Source organism: Streptomyces sp. OR43 (genome assembly GCF_008042275.1).
In the GTDB taxonomy this organism is placed as follows: Bacteria; Actinomycetota; Actinomycetes; order Streptomycetales; family Streptomycetaceae; genus Streptomyces.
Genome location: NZ_RDBK01000043.1, coordinates 3,613,751 through 3,639,131, shown reverse-complemented (window position 1 = coordinate 3,639,131; position 25,381 = coordinate 3,613,751). Strand labels below are relative to the sequence as shown.

Annotated in this window: 20 protein-coding genes and 1 pseudogene; 12 read left to right on the top strand and 9 right to left on the bottom strand. The window is 70.4% G+C overall.

Annotation, left to right across the window (positions count from 1 at the left end):
• Nucleotides 1–83: 83 nt before the first annotated feature.
• Complete coding sequence (locus EAO72_RS35560; RefSeq protein WP_148021144.1) at nucleotides 84–1,106, top strand: LacI family DNA-binding transcriptional regulator; 1,023 nt, start codon at nucleotides 84–86, stop codon at nucleotides 1,104–1,106.
• A 306-nt stretch (nucleotides 1,107–1,412) separates the two neighbouring features.
• A complete protein-coding gene (locus EAO72_RS35555; RefSeq protein ID WP_148021143.1) occupies nucleotides 1,413–2,504 on the top strand; it encodes a lytic polysaccharide monooxygenase auxiliary activity family 9 protein in 1,092 nt (363 codons plus the stop codon).
• Between the two features lie 140 nt (nucleotides 2,505–2,644).
• Here the strand turns inward: EAO72_RS35555 and EAO72_RS35550 are convergent, their stop codons facing one another.
• The 5 genes from EAO72_RS35550 to EAO72_RS35530 all read right to left on the bottom strand — a co-directional run bounded on the left by EAO72_RS35550 (nucleotide 2,645) and on the right by EAO72_RS35530 (nucleotide 11,107).
• Entirely contained in the window at nucleotides 2,645–5,116 is a 2,472-nt protein-coding gene (locus tag EAO72_RS35550) for a beta-glucosidase H (protein ID WP_148021142.1), read from the bottom strand.
• Between the two features lie 130 nt (nucleotides 5,117–5,246).
• The gene (locus EAO72_RS35545; RefSeq protein WP_148021141.1) at nucleotides 5,247–7,838 is read right to left on the bottom strand and encodes an alpha-L-rhamnosidase; all 2,592 of its coding nucleotides are present in this window, start codon (nucleotides 7,836–7,838) and stop codon (nucleotides 5,247–5,249) included.
• A 51-nt stretch (nucleotides 7,839–7,889) separates the two neighbouring features.
• A complete protein-coding gene (locus EAO72_RS35540) occupies nucleotides 7,890–8,798 on the bottom strand; it encodes a carbohydrate ABC transporter permease (protein ID WP_148021140.1) in 909 nt (302 codons plus the stop codon).
• 5 nt (nucleotides 8,799–8,803) lie between these two features.
• Nucleotides 8,804–9,688, bottom strand: a complete 885-nt coding sequence (locus EAO72_RS35535; protein WP_148021139.1) for a carbohydrate ABC transporter permease — start codon at nucleotides 9,686–9,688, stop codon at nucleotides 8,804–8,806.
• A 105-nt stretch (nucleotides 9,689–9,793) separates the two neighbouring features.
• Entirely contained in the window at nucleotides 9,794–11,107 is a 1,314-nt protein-coding gene (locus EAO72_RS35530; protein ID WP_261991736.1) for an ABC transporter substrate-binding protein, read from the bottom strand.
• A 250-nt stretch (nucleotides 11,108–11,357) separates the two neighbouring features.
• Between EAO72_RS35530 and EAO72_RS35525 the strand changes: the two genes are divergently transcribed.
• Nucleotides 11,358–12,407: a LacI family DNA-binding transcriptional regulator gene (locus EAO72_RS35525; RefSeq protein WP_148021138.1), complete on the top strand. Its 1,050-nt coding sequence runs from the start codon at nucleotides 11,358–11,360 to the stop codon at nucleotides 12,405–12,407.
• 323 nt (nucleotides 12,408–12,730) lie between these two features.
• Here the strand turns inward: EAO72_RS35525 and EAO72_RS35520 are convergent, their stop codons facing one another.
• Entirely contained in the window at nucleotides 12,731–13,660 is a 930-nt protein-coding gene (locus tag EAO72_RS35520) for a LysR family transcriptional regulator (protein WP_148021137.1), read from the bottom strand.
• A 126-nt stretch (nucleotides 13,661–13,786) separates the two neighbouring features.
• Here EAO72_RS35520 and EAO72_RS35515 point away from each other — a divergent pair, with 126 nt between their 5' ends.
• From EAO72_RS35515 to EAO72_RS35495, 5 genes are all read left to right on the top strand, one after another.
• On the top strand, nucleotides 13,787–14,551 hold the full coding sequence (locus EAO72_RS35515) for an SDR family NAD(P)-dependent oxidoreductase (RefSeq protein WP_187285320.1): 765 nt from the start codon (nucleotides 13,787–13,789) through the stop codon (nucleotides 14,549–14,551).
• A 122-nt stretch (nucleotides 14,552–14,673) separates the two neighbouring features.
• Nucleotides 14,674–15,981 (top strand): FAD-dependent monooxygenase, encoded by a 1,308-nt coding sequence (locus tag EAO72_RS35510; protein WP_315986325.1) that lies wholly within the window; start codon nucleotides 14,674–14,676, stop codon nucleotides 15,979–15,981.
• A 23-nt stretch (nucleotides 15,982–16,004) separates the two neighbouring features.
• Complete coding sequence (locus EAO72_RS35505) at nucleotides 16,005–17,045, top strand: cupin domain-containing protein (RefSeq protein WP_148021136.1); 1,041 nt, start codon at nucleotides 16,005–16,007, stop codon at nucleotides 17,043–17,045.
• Between the two features lie 81 nt (nucleotides 17,046–17,126).
• Nucleotides 17,127–17,999, top strand: a complete 873-nt coding sequence (locus tag EAO72_RS35500) for a fumarylacetoacetate hydrolase family protein (protein WP_148021135.1) — start codon at nucleotides 17,127–17,129, stop codon at nucleotides 17,997–17,999.
• 8 nt (nucleotides 18,000–18,007) lie between these two features.
• Nucleotides 18,008–18,556: a MarR family winged helix-turn-helix transcriptional regulator gene (locus tag EAO72_RS35495; RefSeq protein ID WP_148021134.1), complete on the top strand. Its 549-nt coding sequence runs from the start codon at nucleotides 18,008–18,010 to the stop codon at nucleotides 18,554–18,556.
• 70 nt (nucleotides 18,557–18,626) lie between these two features.
• On the opposite strand, the gene EAO72_RS42590 is transcribed toward EAO72_RS35495, so the two are convergent.
• Nucleotides 18,627–19,256 (bottom strand): helix-turn-helix domain-containing protein, encoded by a 630-nt coding sequence (locus EAO72_RS42590; protein WP_222724136.1) that lies wholly within the window; start codon nucleotides 19,254–19,256, stop codon nucleotides 18,627–18,629.
• Nucleotides 19,257–19,701: 445 nt separating this feature from the next.
• Between EAO72_RS42590 and EAO72_RS35485 the strand changes: the two genes are divergently transcribed.
• Together EAO72_RS35485 and EAO72_RS35480 are read left to right on the top strand one after the other, a co-directional pair.
• Nucleotides 19,702–20,064: a peptidoglycan-binding domain-containing protein gene (locus tag EAO72_RS35485; protein WP_148021133.1), complete on the top strand. Its 363-nt coding sequence runs from the start codon at nucleotides 19,702–19,704 to the stop codon at nucleotides 20,062–20,064.
• 247 nt (nucleotides 20,065–20,311) lie between these two features.
• On the top strand, nucleotides 20,312–21,313 hold the full coding sequence (locus tag EAO72_RS35480; protein WP_148021132.1) for a helix-turn-helix domain-containing protein: 1,002 nt from the start codon (nucleotides 20,312–20,314) through the stop codon (nucleotides 21,311–21,313).
• Nucleotides 21,314–21,578: 265 nt separating this feature from the next.
• Here EAO72_RS35480 and EAO72_RS35475 read toward each other — a convergent pair whose 3' ends face one another.
• Complete coding sequence (locus EAO72_RS35475; protein WP_148021131.1) at nucleotides 21,579–22,514, bottom strand: aldo/keto reductase; 936 nt, start codon at nucleotides 22,512–22,514, stop codon at nucleotides 21,579–21,581.
• A gap of 85 nt (nucleotides 22,515–22,599) precedes the next feature.
• On the opposite strand from EAO72_RS35475, the gene EAO72_RS35470 reads away from it, so the two are divergent.
• Nucleotides 22,600–23,223, top strand: coding sequence for a TetR/AcrR family transcriptional regulator (locus tag EAO72_RS35470; protein WP_148021130.1), 624 nt, complete (start codon nucleotides 22,600–22,602; stop codon nucleotides 23,221–23,223).
• A gap of 48 nt (nucleotides 23,224–23,271) precedes the next feature.
• A pseudogene (locus tag EAO72_RS35465) lies at nucleotides 23,272–23,559 on the top strand (nitroreductase family protein); the annotation flags it as partial.
• 349 nt (nucleotides 23,560–23,908) lie between these two features.
• On the opposite strand, the gene EAO72_RS35455 reads toward EAO72_RS35465, so the two are convergent.
• Nucleotides 23,909–25,111: an IS110 family RNA-guided transposase gene (locus tag EAO72_RS35455; RefSeq protein WP_410090530.1), complete on the bottom strand. Its 1,203-nt coding sequence runs from the start codon at nucleotides 25,109–25,111 to the stop codon at nucleotides 23,909–23,911.
• Between the last annotated feature and the right edge of the window lie 270 nt (nucleotides 25,112–25,381).

The following is a 25,381-nucleotide window of genomic DNA, read 5'->3' as shown; positions in this document are numbered from 1 at the left end:
CCGTCGCCAGGGAGGCGAGTTGTTTCCTGCTTCGGGTCATGGTGTCTCCTGTGCCTGTGCGGGGATTGTCCTGCGGTGGGAGCATGCTGAAGCGAGGTTCCGGCACACCGACGCTGGAGGAAGTGGCCGCGCTTGCCGGAGTGGGGCGGGGCACGGTCTCCCGGGTGATCAACAACGCCTCGGGGGTCAAGGCGTCCACACGCCGCGCCGTACAGCGCGCCATCGACGAACTGGACTACGTCCCCAACCTGGCCGCACGCTCACTGGCCGGCCGGCGCGCAGACGCCGTCGCACTGGTGATGACGAAGACGGACTGGCGACTGTTCGGGGAGCCGTTCTTCTCGGAGGTCGTAAGGGCGGTCGGGGACGCCCTGACCGAGGCGGACGTACAGCTGCTGCTCACGCTCGTGCGCACGGACGCCGAGCGGCAGCGGCTCGTGAAGTACGTGCGCGGTGGGCGGATCGACGGGGCGCTGCTCATGTCGGTGCGGGCCGAGGACCGGTTGCCGGACATGCTGGCCGACGCCGGACTGCCCACGGTGCTGCTCGGCAGGCGCTCGGACGACGAGCGGGTGACGTATGTGGACGCGGACAACGTGGGCGGCGCGCGGGCGGCGGTCGCTCACCTGACGCGCGGGGGACGGAAGTCGATCGCCGCGATCACGGGCCCGCCCGAGATGTACGCCTCCCGGTGCAGGCTGCGCGGCTACCGGGAAGCACTGCGTGACGCCGGGCTCGACGAGGTGCGGTCCCTGATCGTCGAGGGGGACTTCAGCCAGGTCAGCGGACGGCGTGCGATGACCGGGCTCATCGAGCGGCACCCGGAGGTCGACGGCGTGTTCGCCGCGTCGGACAGCATGGCCGCGGGCGCCGTGACCGCCCTGCAGGCAACCGGACGCCGGGTCCCGCAGGACGTGGCGGTGATCGGATTCGACGACTTCGAGCTGGCCGAGCAGACCGAACCGCGGTTGACGACCGTCCGCCAGCCGATGGAGGAGATCGGCCGGACCATGGTGCGGCTGCTGCTGGAGGAGATGGACCAGCCGCAGGTCGCGTGGCGCCATGTGATCCTGCGGACGCAGCTGGTGGTGCGCGAGTCAGCCTGAGTGCGCCCCGCCGCGCGGGCAACTGACCGACGCGCGGGCGTCGTTGCGCTGGGACACCTCGCGTTGACTGCCGGTTCGGAATCCGTGTCACACATTCCGCCCGACGCCTTGTCAGGGACACGGCATCGCTCTTACAGTCCCCTACTAACCAAGACATGGGAGCGCTCCCATGCGCACGTGCCGACTGCACACCCCCCGCGAGACCCCCGCATCCGCTCAACACGGCCACATCCACACCCCCAGGAAACAGCGCTCGGGAGACAGCCCCCACCGCAGGACAATCCCCGCACAGGCACAGGAGACACCATGACCCGAAGCAGGAAACAACTCGCCTCCCTGGCGACGGTGCTCGCGACGCTGTTCGGCGCCATCGCCCTCGCCTTATTCGGCCAGGGCAACGCGCAGGCGCACGGCGTGACGATGACGCCGGGCTCGCGCACCTACCTCTGCTGGCTGGACGCCAAGACCAGCACCGGATCCCTGGACCCGACCAACCCGGCGTGCAAGGCGGCACTGAGCGAGAGCGGCCCGAACTCGCTGTACAACTGGTTCGCCGTACTCGACTCCAACGCCGGTGGACGGGGCGCGGGTTACGTCCCCGACGGGAAGCTGTGCAGCGCCGGTGACCGGTCGCCGTACAACTTCACCGGGTACAACGCCGCGCGCTCCGACTGGCCCCGGACGCATCTGACATCCGGAAAGACGATCCAGGTCCAGCACAGCAACTGGGCGGCGCACCCGGGCTCCTTCCGGGTGTACCTGTCCAAGCCCGGCTACTCGCCGAGCACCGAACTTGGCTGGGACGACCTGGAGTTGATCGACACCGTCACCAACCCGCCCGCGACGGGCTCGCCGGGTACCGACGGCGGTCACTACTACTGGGACATGGCTCTGCCCTCGGGCCGCTCGGGTGACGCGGTGATGTTCATCCAGTGGGTGCGCTCGGACAGCCAGGAGAACTTCTTCTCCTGCTCCGACGTCGTCTTCGACGGCGGCAACGGCGAGGTCACCGGCATCCGCGGCTCGGGCAGCACGCCGACTCCGGACCCGACGGACCCGACTCCGACGCCCACACCGACCGACCCGCACACCGGGTGCATGGCCGTCTACAGCGTCACCAGCTCCTGGAGCGGCGGCTTCCAGGGATCCGTCGAGGTCATGAACCACGGCACGACGGCACTCGAGGGCTGGGGCGTGCAGTGGACACCCGGCGCGGGCACCACCATCAGCAGCGCGTGGAACGGTGCGCTGACCACGGGGTCCGACGGCTCGCTCACGGTCAGGAACGTCGACTACAACCGGACCGTCCCACCGGACGGCAGCGTCACCTTCGGGTTCACGGCGACATCGACCGGCAACAACTTCCCGGTCGGCTCGGTCGGCTGCGTCAACCCGTAGCGGACGACGCACGCGGTGCCGGTCCTCGCAGCATGCGGGGACCGGCACCGTCGTAACGGCCGGGGACCGGACGGGGAACGGCTCCGTCGTCACGGCCGGGGACCGGGCGCCCCCTTGCCCCGGCTTCGGTGCCGGCGAGGTCAGCCGAGCTTCAGGGTCCGCTGCGCGGTGACGCTTCGGGACGACCGAGCCGTCGCGAAGGTGTAGGTCCCTGGCACGAGGGTCCAGATGCCCGAGGACCACACGGTGAGATCCTGCACCGGAATGGTCAGACCGATCCGCTGCGTACCGGCCGGGGGCAGGGTGACCTTCCGGAAGGCCACCAGGCGGCGCTGTTCCGCCGCTGCCGCGCCGGGGAGCGTGGCGTAGACCTGGACGACGTCGGTGCCCGGGCGCCGGCCGGTGTTGGTGACGGTCACGGCCAGGGTGACCTCCTGGGCGGCCCTGTCGTAGGTGGCTTCGACGGAGCCGTGGGCGAAGGTCGTGTAGGAGAGGCCGTGGCCGAACGGGAAGCGGGGCTCCTGCCCCTCCACGTCGTAGAAGCGGTATCCGATCGCCGCGCCCTCGGTGTGGGTGACAGTGCCGTTGGTGCCCGGATAGGCCGCGGGGCTGGTGCCCGGTCCCTGGGTGGCGTCGACGGGGAAGGTGACGGGGAGGCGTCCGGCCGGGTCCCTGTCGCCGAAGAGGACGGCTGCCAGGGCCGTTCCCGTACCACGGCCTCCGTACCACGCTTGTACTACGGCCTCGACGTCGCCCAGCCAGGGGGTGGCGACGGGCCCGTCCGTGTTGAGCACGACGACGGTGCGCGGGTTCGCGGCGGCGACGGCGGCGATCAGGTGATTCTGGTCGCCGGGCAGTTCGAGCCGGTCGTGGTCCATGGCCTCGCCCGCGACCCGGTTGACGAAGACGACGGCGGCGTCGGCCGCGCGGGCCGCCGTCACCGCCTCGGCGATCAGCGAGTCGGGTTGCCAGCCGAGGGTCAGGCCGCAGGTGCCCTGTTCCGCGGGGGCGTTGGTGTAGGTCAGTTCCACCGCGACGGCGCGTCCTGCGGTCAGGTTGACGGTCCCCTGGAGCGGATAGTCGTAGAGGCCGAGGAAGAAGCGGCGCATCTGCCGTGTGCCGGAGACGACCGCCCTGCCGTCGATGCTGAGTGAGGTGGTTCCGGCGGGGAGCAGGGAGAAGCGGTGGAGGCCGGTGGTGGTCGGGGTCAGGGTGCCGGTCCACTTCGCGGACCACACCTGCGGCAGGTTCCCGACGGGCGGGGCGGTGAAGTCGACGGTCGCTTCGGTGCGGGTCGCGACCGGAGTGCCGGTGGCGTCGGCGCCCGCGTAGTAGGTGCCGGTCAGGCCGGCCGCTCCGGTGGTGGTGCGCAGAACCGCCGAAGGGACCGGGGGAAGCGGGAGGTCGCCCCTGGTGCCCTGGGCGTGTGTGACCTTCACCGCCGTTCCGGCGCGGGCGCGGATCGCCTGGAGTGGCGTGGTCCAGGTGCCCGGGTCGACGTAGGTGGAGCCGGACACGCCGGTGAGGGTGTCGGTGCCCGCGGGGCCGATGACGGCCAGCGAACTCAGGGTGGCGGGCAGAGGGAGTGCCGAGGAACGGTTGGTCAGCAGCACGGTGGAGGCGACGGCTGCTTCATGGGCGAGCTCCTTGTGCTCCTGCGTGCTGACATCGTCGGCGGGCGCGGGAACGGGGTGATCGATGAGGCCGTTGGCGAACATGGTGACGAGGATGCGACGCGCGGCGTCGTCGAGCCGGGCGGCCGGTATCGATCCGCCGGTGAGCGCCCCCGCCGGAATCTGCACCGCACCGGGGCCGAGGCCGGCCAGGTCCATGCCGGCGCGGGCGGCGGCGACCTGGTCGTCTCCGGCCCAGAAGTCCGGCACGGTGTAGCCCTGGAGTCCCAGGCCCGTCTTCACGTCGTCGAACAGGGCGGGGTTGCGCGTCGCGAACGTGCCGTTGATCTTCGGGTAGGCCATCATCACCGAGGTGGTGGGAGCGGCGGCGATCACGCGTCGGAACGGCGCCTCATAGATCTCGTGCAGGGCCCGGTCGCCGATCAGGGTGTCGGTGAAGAAGCGGTTGGTCTCCTGCGTGTAGGCGGCGAAGTGCTTGACGGTGGCCGTGACATGCCGGGACTGGATGCCCACGGTGAGGGCGGCGCCCAGGTGCCCGGCGAGCAGCGGGTCCTCGCCCATGGCCTCCGCCTGCCTCCCGAAGTGCCAGGTCCTGATCAGGTCGACGGTGGGGCCGAGCAGGTTGTTGTACCCCTTGGCCCGTCCCTCGGCGCCGATCGCCTCTCCGATCCGGCCCGCCAGGTCCTCGTCGAAGGCGGCCGCCTGGGCGACGGGGACGGGGAACGCGGTGACCCCGGTCGCACCGCGCAGGCCGGCCGATGCGTCGGCCATGGTCAGGGCCGGGATGCCCAGGTGGGCGACGGCGGCGAAGTCGCACCGCACGAGGGCCTCCTTCTCGGCGGCCGTCATACGGGCGAGCAGTGCGCCGGCCCGGTCCTGAGCGGCGCCGTCCGGGGCGGCGTGCGCGCTGCCGACGGGGGCCGCGCAGGCGGCCAGGGCGGTGAAGGCGGCGGCTGAAAGGAACGTTCGTCTGTTCACAGCGGCTCTCCTGAGTGACATGGCGGCTGCGGAACCTGMCGCCTCTGGGGTGGGGACACGAGGCCGGCCGAGGCGTCAGGTCCGCGGCCGGCTCGGCTCGGGGTCGATACGGTCTCCGGGCAGTGGCCGCTCAGGCGGCCTCTGCGGGGCTCCGCACCGTGTGCAGGACGTGCTCGCCGGGCCCCAGCGGACGGGGTGCGCAGCCGGGGAGTTCGGCGGTCGCCGTGCAGCCGTCCGGCACCGTGATGCGGGCCGTCAGGCCGGTGGCGGCGAGTTCCCACGACAGTGACGCGGTGCCGTAGGGCGTCTCGTGGCGGGTCGTGGCCCAGGTGATGCCACCGCCGGGGCGGGGGCGGAAGGTCATGCTCCGGTAGCCGGGGGCGGTGGCGGTGATACCGCCGACGGTCCGGTGCAGCCAGTCGGCGACCGCGCCGAGGGCGTAGTGGTTGAAGGAGGTCATGCCCCCGGGGTTGAGGGTGCCGTCGGGGCGCAGGCTGTCCCAGCGCTCCCAGATCGTCGTGGCCCCCATGGTCACGGTGTAGAGCCAGGAGGGGCACTCGGTCTGGAGCAGCAGGCGGTACGCGATGTCGAGGTGGCCGGCGTCGGTGAGCGCGTCGCAGATCAGGGGGGTTCCGACGAAGCCGGTGGAGATGCGGGCGTCGTCGGCGAGGACGAGTGCGGCCAGGCGGTCGCCGGCGGGCGCGCGCTGCTCGGCGGTGAGCAGGCCGAAGCCGAGGGCGATCGCGTATGCCGTGGCGCTGTCGCTGGTCAGGCGCCCYGACGGCGTGACATAGCGGCGCCGGAAGGCGTCCGCCACCTCGTCCGCGAGCACCGCGTAGCGTGCGGCGTCCGGCTGCTCGTCCAACTCGGCTGCCGCAAGGGCGAGATGACGCGCGGAGTGGGCGAAGTAGGCGGTGGCTACGAGGTAACGGTCGGTGCGGCCCGCGGCGGGGTCGTCGGGCGGGGCGGCCGGGTCGAGCCAGTCCCCCAGCTGAACTCCGGTGTCCCAGAGGCGGGTCGGTCCTGCCAGGCGTGCGACCAGGTCGACCCATGCCTTGGCCATCGGGTAGTGGCGGCGCAGGAATTCGATGTCGCCGAAGCGCTGGTAGAGCGTCCACGGAGTCAGGGTGGCGACGTCGCCCCAGGCGGCTCCGGGGTGGATCGGCGTCCACATCGGCTCGCCCGGGATGACGGGGACGTACCAGGGAATCGTTCCGTCGGGGAACTGTTCCAGCGCGACGTCCGTGAGCCAGGAGTCGAGCAGTCCGGAGCAGTCGTGCAGATAGCTCGCGGTGGGGGCGAAGACCTGGATGTCGCCGGTCCAGCCGAGGCGTTCGTCGCGCTGGGGGCAGTCGGTGGGCAGGTCCACGAAGTTGCCGCGCATGCTCCACACGACGTTCTCGTGCAGGCGGTTGACCAGAGGATCACTGCACTCGAACCAGCCGGTGCGGCGCATGTCGGTGTGGTGGACGCGGGCGGTGACCATGCCGGGCGTCAGGTCCCCCGGCCAGCCGCTGATCTCGGCGTAGCGGAAGCCGTGGAGGGTGAAGCGGGGTTCCCAGGTGAGCGGTCCCGCGCCGGACAGGATCAGCGTGTCGACGGAGTACGCCTCGCGCAGCGGGCGGGTGGCCGGTTCGCCGTCCTGGAGGACTTCGGCGTGCCGCAGGGTGAGGGTGGTCCCGGCGGGGCCGTCGACGGTGACGCGGAGGCGGCCGACGAGATTCTGGCCGAAGTCGAGCAGGTGGCGGCCGTCCTCGGAGCGGGTGACGGTGACGGGGGTGATCTCCTGGGTGCACCGGACGGGCGGTCCGAGTGGGGCGACGAGGGTCGCGGGATCACGGGTGCCGGTGCGGACGGCCGTCCACTGTCCCGTGCCGGCGGCGGACGGCGTGGCCCAGTCGGGGTCGTGGAGGCGGGCGTCGAAGGTCTCGCCCTCGTACAGACCGCTGGTGAGGATCGGCCCGGGTGCGGCGGTCCAGGTTCCGTCGGTGGCGACGACGCGTGTGGTGCCGTCCTCGTACGTGATCTCCAGCTGTGCGATGAGTGACTGATCGGTGCCGTAGATGTTGCGGGTTCCGCCGTCGAAGCCGTACTTGCCGCGGTACCAGCCGTCGCCCAGCCAGGCGCCGATGGTGTTCGCTCCCTCGGTCAGATGGCTGGTGACGTCGTGGGTGCGGTAGCGCAGACGGTGCGGATAGACCGTCCAGCCGGGGGCGAGGGCCTCGTCGCCGACGCGATGGCCGTTGATCTCCACCTCGTACAGGCCGTGGGCGGTGACGTACAGCCGGGCGCGGGTGACGGGCCGGTCGAGGCGGAAGTCCTTGCGGACCCGGGCGGGGCGGCGGTCGGCCTCCGGGTCCTCGTCCCAGCCGGCGCCCACCGGTACCGCCTGCCAGTCGACGGGATCGAGGAGTCCGGCCTCGACGGCGTTCGGTGGGCTCCATGCCGACGGTTCGCCGTACGCGCCCCAGACGCGGACACGGACGGTGGCGCGTTCCCGGGACGTCAGGGGGCGCCCGGGCCAGCGCACCAGCACCTGGTCGGCGCCATCGACGCGTCCGGTGCGCCACCGGGTTCCGTGGCGGTCGAGTTCCAGTTCGTACGCGGTCTGGAATCCGGAGCCCCGGGGCAGCGTCCAGGTGAGGCGGGGGGAGGCGACTCCGATGCCGAGGCCGTCCGAAAGGTGTTCGAAGGAGACTGCGGAGGGCTGAGGGGGGAGCAAGAGGGGACCTTCTTTCACGTGCGGGAGCGGGCGAGCGTGGTGGGGCCGGGGTCAGCCCTTGACCGCTCCCGAGGTGAGGCCCTTCATGACCTTCTGGTTGAGGAAGAGGTAGATCAGGAGGGTGCCGAAGACGTTGATGCAGATGGCGGCGAACAGCGGCCCGTACTGGGTGGCGCCGAAGTCGCCGGTGAAGTTGAGCAGGCCGACCTGGATCGTGCGCAGGTCCTGGTTGTTGGTGAACGTCAGCGCGATGAGCAGGTCGTTCCAGATGAAGAAGAACTGCACGAGGCCGACGGTGAGCAGGGCATTACGGACCATGGGCACGCTGATGGTCCAGAAGGCGCGCAGGATGCCCGCGCCGTCGATGGTGGCCGCTTCGAAGAGTTCGCGGGGAACGGTCCGGTAGTAGGTGGCCATCATGAAGACGGTCAGGGGGAGGCCGGTGCCGGTGTAGGTGAGGACGAGCGGCCACAGGGTGCCGGAGAGTCCGGTCTGGAAGTACACGGTGAACAGCGGCAGAAGGATCATCTGCGGCGGGACCATCATGCCCGCCAGGAAGACCAGCAGGGTCAGGCTGCGACCCTTCCACACCATGATCTGCAGAGCGAACCCGGCGGCCGTGCCGAGAAGCAGCATCAGCGCCAGAGCGGGCAGGACGGCGAGGAGGCTGTTCTGGACGTAGAGCCCGAGATGGCCGGTCGTCCAGGCCTCGGTGTAGTTGCCCCACTCCCACGTGGTGGGCAGGCTCCAGGTGGAGTGGTTCAGGTAGTCGTCGTTGGACTTCAGGGACGTCAGGAACATCCAGATCAGCGGGTAGATCTCGACGACCAGGAGGACGGTGACGACGGCCTTCACCCACAGCCGGCGCGGTGCCCGGGCCGTGCGCGTGGGTCCGCCGCTCCCGGACGGCCGCCGGCCCCGGTTCCCTGCGGAGGATTTCAGCGGTGTGTCGATGGCCATGGCGTTCAGCTCTCCGAGAGATCGCGCCGCGAGACGCGGTAGACGGCCAGGCTCACCAGCAGGCACACCACGGTCAGCAGCAGGGCGATCGTGCTGCCGTAGCCGTAGTCGCTGTAGGTGAACGACGTCTGGAACATGTACAGGGTCAGTGGAGTGGTCCCGTTGCCCGGGCCGCCGTTGGTGAGGGCGACGACGGAGTCGAAGACCTTGAGCGTCCCGTTGATGCTGAAGATCAGCGACGACATCAGTACGGGAAGGGAGAGCGGCAGCACGATGTGCCGGATCAGCCGCAGCCCCGAGGCCCCGTCCAGGCGTGCCGATTCGAGGACTTCGTCGGGGATGTCGACGAGGCCGGCGAAGAGCAGGACGGCGTAGAAGCCCATGGAGCGCCAGACGTCCATGAGGATCAGGACCCAGAACGCGCTTCCCGCGCTGCCGAAGAAGTCGATGGAGTCGAGCCCGACCGCGTTGAGCAGGGAGTTGACCGGGCCTGTCTGCGGTGCGACCTGGAAGAACTTCTGGAAGAGCAGGCCCACCGCGACGGTGGGCAGCACCACGGGGAAGAAGGCCAGGGTGCGGATGAGGGCGGAGGACTTCTTCAGGAAGAAGACGTACAGCAGGGCCAGGAGGTAGCCGGCGACGATCTGGCCGACCGTGACGAGGGCGGCGTATCTGAGGGTGAACCACAGGGCGTCGCGGACGGCGGGATCGTCGAACAGACGGGAGAAGTTGGCACCCCCGTTGCCGGTGAATCCCTCGATGGTGTTGCCCCGGGTGAAGGAGTACCCGAGGGACCACACGATGGGGACCAGCATGATCAGTGAGTAGACGAGAAGGGCGGGACCGAGCAGGATCGCGATGGCCCTGCGGTCACCGAGTACGCGGTGCATGGATGGTGTCCACTTCGTTTCCGTTGAAGAGACCTGCCGGTACAAAACCGGGGGCGGCCCACGCGGGCTGTGCGGGGAGGAGGCGTGGACCGCCCCCGGCCGGTCTCACTTGGCGGTCAGCGCGTCCTGAACGGTCTGCATGAACGCCTCGGGCTTGGTGCTCCCGGTGACCAGTCCGGCCGCGTTGGTCTGGCTGACGGTGGTGGCCTTGGTGCTGAACAGGGCCTCGAACCACAGCACGTTCCGCTGGGACTCGCTGATCGTCCTGCGGACCTGGGTGGTGACGTCGTTGGCGTCCATCACCTCGGTGTTCACCTTGAAGCCGGAGATGGAGCCGTGGTCCCTGAGCGCGGTGCTGCCGTAGTTCTTGGTGATGCAGGAGACCCAGTCGCCGGTCTTGTCGTCGAAGGACCGGGCACCGAACGTGATGCCGAGGCCGACGTTGGAGGGGTACTGGTCGATGGAGCCCTTGCCGCCGGAGACCGCGGGGAAGGGCATGAAGCCGACGTTCTGCGCACCGACCTTGTTCTGCTTCTCGTCGGAGATGTTCGCCAGCGCCCAGCTGCCCATGTAGAACATGGCGGCCTTGCCGTTGAGGAACTGGTTCATCGCGGTGTCGTAGTCGATGGATCCGACACCCTTGCCGAAGTAGCCCTTCCTGCCGAGGCCGGCGATCTCCTCGGCAGCCTTGACGTACTCCGGGTCGGTGAGCTTCGCCTTGCCGTCGGCCACCGCCTTGAGCGCGTCCGGCCCGAGGCTGCGGTAGAGGTAGCCGCTGATCAGCCGGGTCAGCGGCCAGCCCTGCTGACCGGAGGCGGTGAACGGCTGCACACCCGCGTCCTGCAGTTTCGCGGCTGCCGAGACCAGTTCGTCCCACGTGGCCGGGGTCTTCAGGCCGTTCTCCTGGAAGAGCTTCTTGTTGTAGAAGATGCCCTCGACGTTGTACTCGTACGGAAGCACCTCCAGCTTGCCGCCGTACAGGGCCTTGATCGTGGAGACGGCGCCCGGCTCCAGCTGGTCGTACACCCCGAGGTCCTTGAGCTCCTTCTCCAGGTCGGCGACCTTGCCCGACCTGGCCAGCTGCTGTGTGAGGGCGGGGGCGTTGCCGGCCGCGAACTGCACCGGCAGAGCGTCCTGGCCGGCCAGCAACTGGAGCTTCTGGTCGAGGCTCGCCTGCGGCACGGTCTCCACCTTGAGCGGCAGTGCGTCGTTCGCCGCCTTGCAGGCGCCGCCGGACATCGTGGTCAGTGCGGTCTTCACCGTGGTGTTCTCGGTGACACTCAGGTAGCTGAACTCCTTGGGTGCGGCCGAGGATCCGCCGCTGCCGCCGCAGGCGGTGGAGAGCAGGGCGAGAGAGACGGCGCCCGCCGTGAACAGGGCCGGACGCTTACGGCGGGCACAGGGCATACGAAGGGACACGGAAGACTCCCGGAGGTCTTTGAGAGAGAGCGGGGAACGGAGAGCGGCCACGAGGGAACAGCGGAGCCGGCTGCACGGAGAAGCGCGTATAACGTTCTCCATCACGAAGTGGGCAACACCCTGCACCGCCGTTCCTCATCCGTCAAGACACGGAGCTGTAACACAGGCAATGCGGCGGTATCCTGGAGGAAACTCAGGCATCATCATGTAGACCGTTACACCAACAGCGACGAGAAGCGGAGTAATGACGATGGGCGGGCCTGCTGCGGGCAAGCAGAACAAACGGGTGACCATCACGGACGTGGCGCGGCACGCCGGGGTGTCGGTGGCCGCGGTTTCCAAGGTGATGCGCAACGCCTACGGCGTGAGTCCGGCCATGCAGGAGAAGGTCCGGGCGGCCATCGCCGAACTGGACTACCGTCCGCACGCGGCGGCGCGCGGGATGCGGGGGCGGACTTACACCATCGGGGTTCTCCTGGACAACGTCCGGAACGCCTTCTTCGCGGACATCCTCGACGGGATCCAGGAGGAGCTACGTGACGGCGAGTACACGGTACTGATCGGTGCGGCCGGCTTCGATCCCGGGGAACAGGCCAAGACCATCCGGGCCCTGGTCGACCGCCAGATGGACGGACTGATCCTCATCGCTCCGGGGACCTCGCGCTCCGAGGTGCTGGCGACGGCGGCGGCCACGCCCACCGTGGTCATCGGCCACCACGACAGCGCCGACACCCACGACTCCGTGGTCGACGCCGACGACACCGGCGCTGGACTGGTCGTGGACCATCTGGTGTCGCTCGGTCACCGGGACATCGCCCTGGTCTCCGCCCCGGGCACCCGGGCCAATCAGTGGAAACTCACCCCCGAGACCGTCCTGACCGGCGGATACCGGGCAGCCATGGAACGGCACGGCCTCTCGGGGCACATGAGTGTGCATCACGCCGCGTACTCCGACGACGGCGGCTTCAAGGCGGGAATGACCCTGCTGACCGCGGAACGGCCGCCGACCGCCATCATGACCGGCGCCGACGTCGCCGCGCTCGGCATCTACCGCGCGGCCCACGAACTCGGCCTCCGCATCCCCGGTGACCTCTCGCTCGTCGGTTACAACAACACCGCGCTCGCCGCCCTGGCTCCCGTCCAGCTCACCAGCGTCGATCAGGCCGGGCACACCATGGGGTCGTCCGCCGCGCGCATGCTGATCGAGCGCGTGGAAGGCCGGCGGGACAGGTCCATGCAGACGTCCATGACGCCGAGGCTGGTGGTCCGCGGCAGCACTACCGCCGTACGGACGGCTTGAGCCAAGGGCAGCGCTACCGCTCCGCGGAGGACGGGGGCCGGGGGCGAAGGCGCCCCCCTTCCCGCCGTGGTGCGCCACTCGGTCCGGCGAGGGCATGCCGCGGCACAGCAGAATCACTTCTCGGGGGTGCGGGATCACTTCTCGGGGGTGCGGGATCACTTCTCGGGGGTGCGGGGCAAGGGAGGTATCTCATGCCGCCAACTGTGCGTTCCGTGGTGCCGCGTTGACCAGCCCCGACGTCATCCGGGTTCCCGATCGCCGTGATCCGGGCCGTGGATGGCGTCCCGGCGGGAGAATCCGCGGGCCCACGGCGGGCCCCGTCGTCACAAGCCCGGGTGGGCCGCGGGTGCGTCGGCCATGCCGCGGCCCACCCGGGCGGTCGTCTCACGGAGCCAGATGTGGGCGGCGTCGTGCGTGTGCACGGGGTGCCACCAGAGCGCCTCCCGCAGCGGGACCGCCTCGTACGGCGGCTCGACGACGTGGACCGCGGCAAGCGGGGCGAGGAGGCGGGCGAGGCGCGCCTGGATCAGGGTGATGCGCTGAGTCCGCTCCACCAGCATGGGCAGCAGCTGGAAGTTGTCGACGGAGACTTCCACGCGCGGCTCGATGCCGAGCATGCCCAACTGGCGAACGGCCGGCGCGTCGTAGGTCCGTTGGTAGGTCACCCACGGCAGCCGCCCGAGATCCTCCCGGGTGAGCCGGTCGCCGACGCTCGGGTGGCCGTCGGCGACGAGGAAGACCCAGCGGTCCTCGTAGAGGTCGGTGGCGGGAAAGTCGCTGATGACACCGTGCGGCATGAGAAGTCCGTCGGTGGTGCTGAGCAGGGTGGCCGTCTCGTCGACCACGGTGGTCGGGGTCTGGGTGAAACGCAGCCGGATCCCCGGAGCCTCCTCGTGCACGACCCGGGCGAGTTCCGCGCCGAACACGGCGACCGCGTAGTCGGACGCCACGATCTTGAACTCGCGCGTCTCGCTCACCGGATCGAACGCGGCCTGGCTGGCGAAGAGCCGTTCCATCACCTCGTAGGCGGTGGCGGTGCGGGCCAGCAGGACCTGGCCGAGTGCGGTGAGCTCGTAGTGGCCGCCCACACGGGCCAGCAGGTCGTCGTCGAAGTGCCGGCGCAGCCGGGCCAGGGCAGCGCTCATCGCGGGCTGGCTCAGCCCGACGCGCTCCCCGGCGCGGGTGACGTTGCGCTCTTCGAGGAGAGCGCGAAGGGCGACGACGAGGTTCAGATCGAGACGGGCCAGATTCACGGATTTCCCTCTGCGGTAGGTCACCGACCGGCAGGTATACAAGGCGCGGATGGCGGCCATCCACAGAATCAATTTCCCTGATTATCGGTGCGGGGTCCAGATTAGTCCCATCGCAATCAGGAGGACATGTCCGTGAAACCCGTACCGCACCCCATGGCCCTGGACGGCAAGGTCGTCGTCGTCACCGGAGCGGCCCGCGGCCAGGGTGCGGCCGAGGCCGCCGCCCTGGCCCGCGAAGGCGCCCAGGTCATCGCGACCGACCTGGAACCCGTGGGCGGCTGCCGGCGTCTGGACGTCACCAGCGAGAAGGACTGGACCGCGCTCGCCGCCGAGTTGCGGCAGACGTACGGGCACGTGCACGGGCTGGTCAACAACGCCGGCATCACGTGGCGCGCCCGCGTCGGTGACGTACGCCCCGAGGACATGGCGCGCGTTCACGCGGTCAACGTCACCGGCCCGCTTCTCGGTATGCAGCATCTGACACCCCTGATGCCGCCGGGTTCCTCCATCGTGAACGTGGGCTCCACCGCGGCCCTCACCGCCCACTACCCGGTCGCCTACACGACCAGCAAGTGGGCCCTGCGGGGCCTCTCGAAGACGGCGGCACTGGAGCTCGGGCCCCGCGGGATCCGCGTCAACACGATCCACCCGGGCTACATCGAGACCGAGATGACCGCCTCCGCCTCCCCGGCCTTCCGGGAGGCGAACATCCGCGAGACCCCGCTGGGGCGGACCGGAACCGTCGAGGAGGTCGCGCCTCTCGTGGTCTTCCTGCTGTCCGACCGGTCGTCGTTCATCACCGGTGCCGAGATCCCCGTCGACGGCGGCCTCACGGCGCACGGCGGCGTCAAGTCCGTATCCGACGCCCTGCGCCCCGCCGATCCCGGGTAGACGATCACGCCGCGAGGTGGTCGCCGCCCCCCCTCGCGCACCGGCGGAGCCGCACGGCTGCCGGCCGGCCACACCACATCTCCTCCGCCCCGTCGCTGAGACCGGGGCAGCACCTTACCCACATGATCAGTACACCAATGATTGCTCCACGGATCACTGCGATGTTCTCGCCCCGCCTGCATGCGGTGCCCCGCACCCCTGACCAAGGAGGCCCTATGTCCCTGACCCCTGTTCCCCATCGCGTCGCCGTGGTCGGCGGCGGTATCGGAGGCCTGGCCGCCGCGCTGTCAATCGCACGCGCCGGTCATCACGTGACCCTGGTGGAACAAGCCGCCCGGTTCACGGAGATCGGCGCCGGACTCCAGCTCGCTCCCAACGCCTCCCACGCTCTCGACGAGCTGGGTGTGCTGGGCGCCGTCCGGCGCACCGCGGTCGCACCGCCCCGGCTCGTGATGATGGACGCCCTGAGCGGAGACCAGATCACCTCGCTCGATCTGCGGAGCGCGGCGTACACCGGGCGTTTCACGCATCCCTACCTGGTCACCCACCGCACGGATCTGCACGCGGCGCTCCTTTCGGCCTGCCAGGAACACCCTTCCGTCACCTTGCGCACCGGGCACACGGTCACGCACGCCGAACAGGACGGGTCGGGGGTACGTCTGCACTTCGCCGGGAGCCCCCCGGAACTGACCGCCGACGCCGTCGTGGCCGCGGACGGACTGCACTCGCGACTGCGCCGGGCCCTCGTCGGCGACGGTGAGCCGGTCTGCTCGCGATACGTGGCGTTCCGCGGCGCCCTTCCCACGGACCAGATGACGGGCCGGATGTCGCAGCACGCCGCCTCCGAGGCCGTGATGGTCTGGGCCGGGCCGCGGATGCACCTGGTGCAGTACCCGGTCCGGCGCGGCGAGCTCTACAACCAGGTGGCCGTCTTCGAGAGCGACCACTACACGCCGGACTCGGACGCCTGGGGCACCGAGGCCGAGCTGGAGGAACGCTTCTCCGGGGCCTGCCGCACCGTGCGTGACGCCCTGCCGCTCATTGCGCGGGACCGGCGCTGGCCGCTGTTCGACCGCCTTCCCACCGACCAGTGGGTGCACGGCCGGATCGCTCTGCTGGGCGACGCCGCGCATCCGATGCTGCAGTACCTGGCCCAGGGCGCCTGCCAGGCACTGGAGGACGCCGTCGCACTCGGCCGGGCACTCGGCCGGTTCGCCGATCCGGCCGACGCCTTCGCCGCGTACGCCGGTCAGCGCCGGGAGCGAGCGGCCCGCATCCAGACCGGCGCCCGCCGCTTCGGCGAGATCTGTCACCTGGAAGGCATGGGAGCCACGCTGCGCAACGCGCTCTTCGCCTCACGGGGGCCCGACGACTTCGACGACGTGTCCTGGGTGTGGACGCCGGCCCCGGCGCCCGTCACCGCCCCGTGATCCCGAACCAGCAGGAGGACGACATGACGACGGACGATCTCGCCTACGAGGCCCTGCCCGCGCTCGGGGCCGCTCCGCTATGGCGCTTCTACGGCAACCTGTTCCCCGCCGAACCCCGGAGCCGCGCCGTGCCCTACCGGTGGAGCTGGCGGCAACTGCGGCCCCATCTGCTGCACTTCTCCGAGACCCTCTCCCTGGAAGAAGCCGAGCGGCGGGTCCTCATGCTCGTCAACCCCGGCCTGACCGATCCCCCGGCCACCGTCAACACGCTGTACGCGGGGCTCCAGATCATCCTGCCCGGCGAGACGGCCCAGGCACACCGGCACACGTCCAACGCCTTCCGGTTCGTCCTGGAGGGCAGCGGTGCGTGGACGACGGTGAACGGCGAACGTGTGTTCATGGCTCCGGGGGATCTGCTGCTGACGCCCGGCTGGCACTGGCACGACCACACCCACGAGGGCGACGCGCCGATGATCTGGCTCGACGCTCTGGACTACCCGCTGGTCAATGCCCTGGAAGCCGGCTTCTACGAGAAGTACCACCAGCGCCTCCAGCCCGTCACCCGCGCCGACGACGCGGGCAGCAGGCAGTTCCTCCACGGCCGGCTCAACCCCGTGTGGCTCGCCCCGGACGGTCCCAGCTCCCCCGTCACCCGCTACACCTGGCAGGAGACCGAGCGGTCGCTGGCGTCCATCGCCGACACCGCACACGGCAGCGACGTCGACGGCATCGTGCTGGAGTACACCAACCCGTGGACCGGCGGCCCGGTCATGCCGACCCTCGGCTGCCGTGTTCAGCGGCTGCGTCCCGGCTTCCGGGGAGCCGGCCGCCGGCACACGGCGTCCACCGTCTTCAACGTGGTCCGCGGCGAGGGCGCCACGATCGTGGACGGCGTACGGCTGGACTGGTCCGAGCACGACACCTTCGCCGTGCCGGGCTGGGCCTCCTACCGCCATCTGAACGGCTCGTCCTCACAGGATGCCGTCCTCTTCTCGTACAGCGACGAGCCCGTCATGCGCTCGCTCGGCCTCTACCGCGCGGAACCCGCGGACCCCGGCGCCTGAACCCACCGACCCGGGTACTTCGCTTCCCGGGCGCCTCACTTCCCGGCAATCCCCTTCCCGGAACTTCCCAAGGAGCCCACCATGCGGCTGGCCCTGTTCAATGACGGACGCCTCGCGATCGTCGACGGCGACGCACTGATCGACGTGACCCAGCACCTCACCACCGGTGACCCCGGCGCGGCCGGTGCGCTGCACCAGTACATCGAGAACGTCGCCCGCAGCGGCGCGGCGCAGACCGGACCCGCCGGTCTCACGGGCCTCCCACGCGTCCCACTCGGCGACGCCGTCCTGGAGGCCCCGCTGCCCCGACCGGGCAAGATCATCGGTGCGCCGGTCAACTACCTCGACCACAAGGCCGAGATGGAGTACACCACCTCGGTCGCCGACCTCGGAGTGTTCCTCAAGGCCAACTCCTCCGTCATCGGCCCGGGCCAGGACATCGTGCTGCCCTACACCGACAAGCGCACCGACCAGGAGGGCGAACTGGGCGTCGTCATCGGGCGTACCGCCCACCACGTCGCCGCGGACGAGGCACTGGACTACGTCTTCGGCTACACCTGCGTACTGGACATCACCGTCCGGTCCGGCGAGGACCGCTCCACGCGCAAGTCGTTCGACACGTTCACACCCATCGGGCCCTGGATCGTCACCGCGGACGAGATCCCCGACCCGGACTCGCTGGGCCTGCGGTGCGACGTCGGCGGCACGACCCGGCAACGCACGAACACGGCTGACTTGATCTTCGGCGTCCGCGAACTGATCGCCTACACCTCGTCCGTCATGACCCTGCATCCGGGCGACGTGATCGCGACCGGAACCCCGGCAGGGGTGGGACCGATCGGCCACGGCGACCGCGTGGTCCTGGAGATCGAGCGAATCGGCCGCCTGGAGGTGGGCGTCGACGGCTCGAAGGCGGTGCCCTACGCGCGGCGCCCCGGGCGCCGGGGCCGCTGAGGAGGGCCATGCGCGAGGCGGCGCAGCCGGGCCTCTCCGGACTCCTTAAGGTAAGCGGTGGTTTGTTTCTTCGCCGGTACCCCCTCGACAACGATGGACGGAGCGCTGTGGCGCGCGCACTGGAGCTGCCCCACTACATCGGCCATCTGATCAGGCGGGCCGAGCAGGTGCACACGGCGCTCTGGAGCGAGCATGTGTCCCGTGAGATCACCTCTCAGAAGTTCGCCGTTCTCAACGCCCTGAGCAGGGACCCCGGCATCGATCAGCGGACGGTCGGGCGCCGGACCTCACTTGACCGTTCTACCGTGAACCAGATGGTCCGCCGCCTCGTCGACCAGAACCTCGTGAGCCAGGAGCGCGATGACGACGACCGCCGGCGAACGCTGCTGAGTCTCACCGATGAGGGAGCCGAGCTGCTCGACTCCCTCATCGCCCCGGCGGAACGCGTCAACGCGCTGCTTCTGGGATCACTTCCGGAAGGTGAACGGGCACGGGCCGTGGACATCCTCACCACACTGGCCTCGCTGAACGACGAGGCGCCGCGCGGCGACGCCTGAGAGGAGAAGCCGGGGAGCGCGGGCCCGTGCGTGACCGGACGGCGAGGACGACCACGCGTCGGTCGGCACGTCAGCCACCCGAGGCGGTGGCGAAGCATCGCCACCGGCTGGGCGCCGACCGCCACGCGCCTGGCCGGACTCCACAGCGCGGGCATCCTCCTCCGGCCCATCCGATGATCCAGGCGAAGCCGCCCAGCAGCAGCGCGGCGATCGCGAGCAGCAGACGTGTCCGTTTCCGCGTACGCCCCGCGATCCGGGGCTCCGCCGTCGGTTTCGCACCCGTGCACGGCTCCGCCGTCGGGTCCGCGCCCGTCCGCGTCTCCTGCGCCACTGCCAGGACCTCGATCGGCGCCTCACGAGTAGCCGGCCGGCCCGTCGAATCCGTCACGCCCGCACCGTCCGCTCCGCTGCCCGGCCCTCCTCCAGCCTGCCGGTCGCGGTGCGTCGCGTCCGCTCCCGCGGTGGCCAGCGCCCACAGCGTGTGCAGCTCGCGCAGTTCCTCCCGCGTCGCTCCACACGCTCTGCCGAACGCGAGGACATGCCCGAACGAAGCAGGCAGCCGGCCCGTGCCGTAGCGATGGAGGGTGGACCTGCTGACTCCTGTGCTCCTCGCCAGTGCCTCGTAGCTGACACCCGCACGGCACTTGAGTGCCCTGAGCATGGCCGCCAACCGCTCGGACTCCTTCGTATGTCTCCCCATGACACTCCCCCGTCTCGCCCCCGCTCGGCCTGACGCGCTTGCGGCTCGCTCGGCGCCCTCCTCCGGCCGATGGCTGAGCCATTCCACCGTTCCAGTCCGCCGTCGGAGGCGACAACACCCTTTCCGCTGAACGCAAAGGTCCAGATCAGGCGCGCCCTCGCGGGCACGGATCAGGCGCAGATCACCCCTCGTCCACCCGCCCGGCTTCCGCGACCGCCACACGACCGAGTGCCCGACCGCCTTCGCTACGGGGCCTGCGCCGGACCGGTAGGCGGCGGGCTCGTCCCGTTCCCGTCCCGGCCCGCAGCGGAAACACGTCGTCAGCCCCGCCGCCCGCGTCCCACCGTCCCAGCCGTCCCAAAAACCTTGTTCCGCCGCCGAGTTCGCTGCCAGCTTTGGTGCTGCCCGGACGTCACCCGACGTCCTCGAAACGAGGGGAAACCACATGCGCCGGACTCGTACGGTCTTCGCGACGCTCGCCGTCGCCGCAGCCGCAGCCGCCACGCTCGACCTGCCCGGATCCGCGACGGCCGCCGCGCCGGCGCCCGCGGCCGTGACCGCCGGAGGCGTCTCCGTGCTGGGTGTCTGCAACTACACGGGCTCTCACCCGGAGATCAGCTCGGGCGCCTCCGGCGCGGCCGTGGCCCACGCCCAGTGCCTGCTGCGGAACGTCTGGGGCTACAAGGACGTGGACGTCGACGGGCAGTTCGGCCCCACGACGCGGAAGTACGTGGTCAAGGCTCAGGGCGTCTGCGGCATCACCCAGGACGGGATCATCGGGCCGAAGACCTGGGACTGCCTGCACTGACCGGCCCGCTCCGGAGCGTCCCGGGGTGAGCCGGGGGACTGTTCGACAGCTCACCGTCGTCGCGCGCGTCGAGGCGCAGGGAACCTCCCGAGCACCCGCCCCGGACCAACAGCGGTTGGTCCGGGGCACCGCTGTGTCCTCGGGCCGAGCCGCCCGTCGATCTCCTGTTTATCGGCGTTTCCTACGCTCCCGGGTGGCGGGCCCGCACCGAGGAAGGGCGCGCGTCGCGGAACAACGGGGGTCCGACATGCTGCGTGTTCATTTCACCGACGCGGATCTGGCCAGAACCAGACTCGCGCCGGCGCCGGATCCGCTGTTCGAGATCGCCGCCACGCTCCATCGGCTGCAGTCCCGCAGAGGACGGTGGGCGTACGCCGGGTGGTACCGGGCGGCGCGGTTGCAGCTGCGGGAGGCAGGGCTGGAGCGGGCGTTGCAGAGCGTGCTGATGCCGCTGTACCCGAGGGCGGCCTACTTCCCGGACTTCCTCACGCCGGCCACCGCCGTCGAAGGGCTGGAGGCGGGCTTGGAGTCGGTCCTCGCCACGCCGCCGCGCCGGGTGGTGGCGGAGCTGGACCTGCTCGACCGGGTCGCCGGAGCTCCCAGGTGGTCCGGACAACTGGCCGGACGCAAGGGGCGCATGGAGTTCGTGGGCATGCTGCGGGCGTACTTCGACGCCGTCGTCGTCCCCCATCAGGAGCAGGTACGGGCGAGAATCGACGCCGACCGTGCGCTGCGCTCCCGAGGTTTCCTGGATGGCGGAGTGGAAGGCGTGCTCGCCGGGCTCGGGCCGATGCTGCGCTGGCGCCCGCCCGTTCTGGAGGTCACCTATCCGCGCCAGACGGCGGACCGGGACCTGTATCTCAACGGCCGCGGGCTCACGCTCGTACCGTCACACTTCAACTGGGGCGAGCCGGTCGCCTTCGCCGACCCGGGGCTGCCACCGGTGATCTGGTACTCGCTGCTGCACGAACCCCCGCCCCGGGCCCTTGACGAGAGCGACCCGGAGCGGCCGCTGACCAGCCTCCTGGGGCGCGCCCGAGCCGTCGCGCTGCGGGCCGCGGCCGGGGGTGCGACGACGGGTGAGATCGCGCGGGCCGCCGGGGTCTCGGCCTCCGCCGCGAGCCGGCACGCCACGGTGCTCCGCGACGCGGGGCTGATCACGACCGTCCGCAACGGGCCGGCCGTGCTGCACACACTGACCCCGGCGGGCGCGTCCGTGCTGCGGGCACCCCGGGGCGCTCCCCGCTGACGGCAGTCCGGCGGTGCCCGGGACGGACGGGCCTGGCCGAGGCAGGGATCCGGCGTCCGTACGTCAGGCGCGGGAAAGGGAACAGCCGGCGGTACCCGGCCGGTGGACCGACGCGGCAGCCGCTTCCTCGGCTCGTCGGTAGCGGCCGTTGCCCGTGTGACCGGCACGCCGGTGCTCACAGCGCTGGGCGCTCCTGAACTGGCGCACGCCGGCGCGAGCGCGGGGCGCGCGGATGACCTTCTGTGGGGTGGACCGGGCGAACGGGCTAGGGGACCTCGATGTCGCCGGAGCGCGTCGGGACGGCGTCGAGGGCCGCGAGCGTGGCCTCGTCGAGGGTGATCGCGCCTGCGTCGGTGTTCGCCCGCAGGTGCTCAAGGTCGGCGGTGCCGGGGATGAGGAGGGTGTTCGGAGCGTGCTGGAGCAGCCAGGCCAGGCCGATCTGGGCGGGGGCGACGCCCAATGCCTGCGCGGCGGTCGCGACGGCGGGCTCCTCGGTGACCTTCGGCAGGCCCGCGTAGGCGCCGCCGAGCGGGAAGTACGGCACCCAGGCGATGTCCTCGGCGAGGCAGAGCCGCAGCATGTCCTCGTCGTCGCGCGACACCAGGCTGTAGGCGTTCTGCACACAGGCGATGCCCACGGGCAGGGCTCGGCGCAGTCCGTCGAGGGTCACACTGCTGAGACCGATGGCGCCGATCTTTCCCTCGTCCCGCAGGTCGGTCATGACGGCGAGCTGGTCATCGAGGTCCACGATCTGATCGCCTTCGGGTCGCAGCCCGGGACCGTGGTCGGCGCGGCGCAGGTTGACGAGGGGCACCTGTTCGAGTCCGAGGCTCTTGAGGTTGTCCTCCACTCCCGCCCGCAGCTGTTCGGGCCGCTGGGCGAGGCGCAAGGGAATGGGACCGCCGTGAGCGGCTTCGGCGCCCACCTTGCTGACGACCAGGACGTCGTCCTCGGGGCGGAGCGCTGCGGCGATCACCTCGTTGACGAAGCCGTCGCCGTAGAACTGCGCGGTGTCGACGTGATCGATGCCGAGTTCGACGGCGCGGCGCAGCAGCGCGATCGCGGCTTCTCGATCCGGCCGTCGCAGCTGCATGGCCCCGTAGCCGACGCGGGAGACGGTACGGCCGGCGAGCGTACCGGGCCCGCCGGCGCGTGCCGCTCCGGTCGCCGTGAGCTGGGGAGTTCGAGCGGTGAACGTCATGGCGGTCTCGCTCTCATGAGACGATGGAATGAAACGGAGAGACTCCGTTACCAACGACCGTAGCACTAAACGGAGGGCCTCCGCTTTGACTGCGTCCGACTCGCCAACCCCCGACGGCCCGGCGAAGGCGACCGGGCGTCCGGCTCGCGCGGATGCCCGGCGCAATCGCGAGCGGCTGCTCGAAGTCGCCCGCGACGCCTTCACCGCGACCGACGGCCAAGCCCCCCTCGACGCCATCGCCCGCGAGGCAGGCGTCGGGATCGGGACGCTCTATCGCCACTTCCCCACCCGCGAGGCGCTCGTCGAGGCCATCTACGCCGCCGAACTCGACGCCGTCGTCACCAGCGCCCCGGCGCTCCTCTCCACACTGCCGCCCGAAGCGGCGCTGCGAGCGTGGATGGACCGCTATGCGGCGTTCTTCGCGGCCAAACGCGGTCTTTCCGACACCCTCCGCGCCGGCTGGGCCTCGGGCACCATCGCGACACCGGCCACTCGGGAACGGCTCACTGCGGCGATCGCGGTGATCCTCGACGCCGGGGCGCGGGCCGGCTCGCTGCGGGCGGACGTCGAACCGGACGAGGTGACGATGATGCTCCTCGGGGTGTTCCTGTCCACGACGGCCGGCAACAGCCCGGAGCTGACGGGGCGACTGCTGGACCTCGTGGTGGACGCCCTGCGACCGGCGGCGGACGGCCGGCCGCGGGCCTGACATTGGCCTCGGCCGGCCCTCTCGGGGCAGCCGTATCCCCACCGGCCGGACCGGAACAGGGCCACGCAGTGGGCGGACGCGGGGATGCAGGTGCAGACGGTCATGCTGCTGCTGAGGGCGGAAGGGCTGCACAGCTGCCCGCAGGTGACGTGGACGATGTATCGCACGACGGTGAGCCAGATCGTCGGAGCCGGCGACGGTCTCCCACTGTTCTGCGGTGTTGCGGTGGGACTCGAGAAGGAAGGCGTGCCACGGCTGCGTACCGGGCGGGCGGACAAGACGGAAACCGTGAGCTTCGTCGGGATGTGGCCGGCCATGCCGCTCTGCCGGCGGTGACTGGGCGGTCACCGTTGGGGGGGGTGCCCCTATCTCTTTGATCAAGGGGGTTGGGTGCTGGTTCAGGGCTCTGGAACGATGTGGCCGTGGATGTTGATGATCAGGTGGTGGCAGGGGGCGGGAACGGACCAGAGCGGACGGGCGGTCTGAGCCAGCGCTTGCGTTGTTGTGTCTGTGGTGGGTCGACTGATGGTTCTGAGGACTACGTGCTCGTCGAACTGACGGCACAGTTCTCTGGCGCTCGCCAATGGCTGGGTGCGCATGCGGAGCACCTGAACTCCGTCCTGGCAGAAGGGTTCTCCGTGGAGGTCCACCAGATGTAGGGGGTTTGCTGACGGGGTGGCTGCCTTCACGTCGCACCGGATGTCCGGGGTTCGTAGAAGGTTCCGTCGCGGAGCATGGCGAAGAGGACGTCAGCGCGGCGTCGGGCAAGGCAGAGCAGGGCCTGGGTGTGGTGTTTGCCCTGGGCAATCTTCTTGTCGTAGTAGGCCCGGGACGCGGGGTCACCGAGCGCCGCGAACGCCGATAGGAAGAAGGCCCGCTTGAGCTGTTTGTTCCCTCTCCGGGAAGGCTGCTCGCCGCGGATCGAGGAGCCTGAGCTCCGGGTTGCCGGGGCGAGGCCGGCGTAGGCGGCGAGGTGGCCGGCGGTCGGGAAGGTGCTGCCGTCGCCGACCTCGATAAGGATGCGGGCTCCGGTCCTGACGCCGATGCCGGGCATGGACGTCAGGACCTTCGAAAGAGGGTGGTCCCCCAGGAGTTCCTCGATCCGCCCAGCCAGTAGCTTGCGCTGATTGAGGACAGCAGCCAGGGACCCGGCCAGGCTCGGGACGATCAGCGCGGCCGCATCCGTGCCAGGGACGGTGACGGTCTGTTCGTCCAGGGCGGTGAAAATCTCGTCGACGAGTCGCTCGGCCATCCTCGGGGCCTTCGGCCGTAACAGGGTGACCAGGCGGCGTCGGCCGGCCTTGCGGATCTGGGCCGGCGACCCGAAGCGCTCCAGCAGCGTGAGGACGGCTGGGTGCTGCAACCGCGGCCCCAGCACCCGCTCCAGCGACGGATGGATCTGGGTCAGCAGGCCGTGGAGCCGGTTGGCGACCCGGGTCGCTTCGCCGGCCAGGTCGTCGTCGAAGCCAACAATCATCTCCAGCTCGGCGATCGTGTCGTCCTGGCCGTCGATGGCCCGCAGCGTGTGCGGCATCGCGCGGGCCGCGTCCGCGATGATGAACGCGTCCTTTGCGTCGGTCTTCGCCTCGCCCGGGTAGAGGTCGGCGATCCGCCGCATCGTCAGCCCCGGAAGGTAGGCCACGGGGCAGCCCATATCCCTCGCAACGGCCAGCGGCAGGGCCCCGATCGAGGCCGGCTGGTCGACCACGACCAGCACCGTTCCGTGCTTGGCCCGCAGCTTGGCGAACAGTTCGCGGAGCTTGGGTTCGGTGTTGGGTAGCCGCTTGTCGAAGGTCTTCTTGCCGGCCGGGGTGACGGCGGTGGCGTGGTGTTCGCCCTTGCCGACGTCCAGGCCGAGGAAGACATCGATGTCGCCGGTGTCGATCACGTGCAGGCCCCTCCATCACGTTTTCGTCCGGCCTTGCCTCGGCACCGAGCTGCCACACCCACGTTACGGAGAGCTCTTCCGGCTCGGGTGAAGCCGGTGCTCAAGCCCCTCATCAGCGGTCCGTCGATGCCTTCGGGCCCGGTGACACCACCCCCCGGATCATCAACAACAAGGGGGGGAAGTCATGCCGGACCCGAAGGCCGGTAGCCCCATTGCGGAGCCACGAAAAAGGTAACGGGGGGGGACTACGTGCCCGTGACAGCACTCACC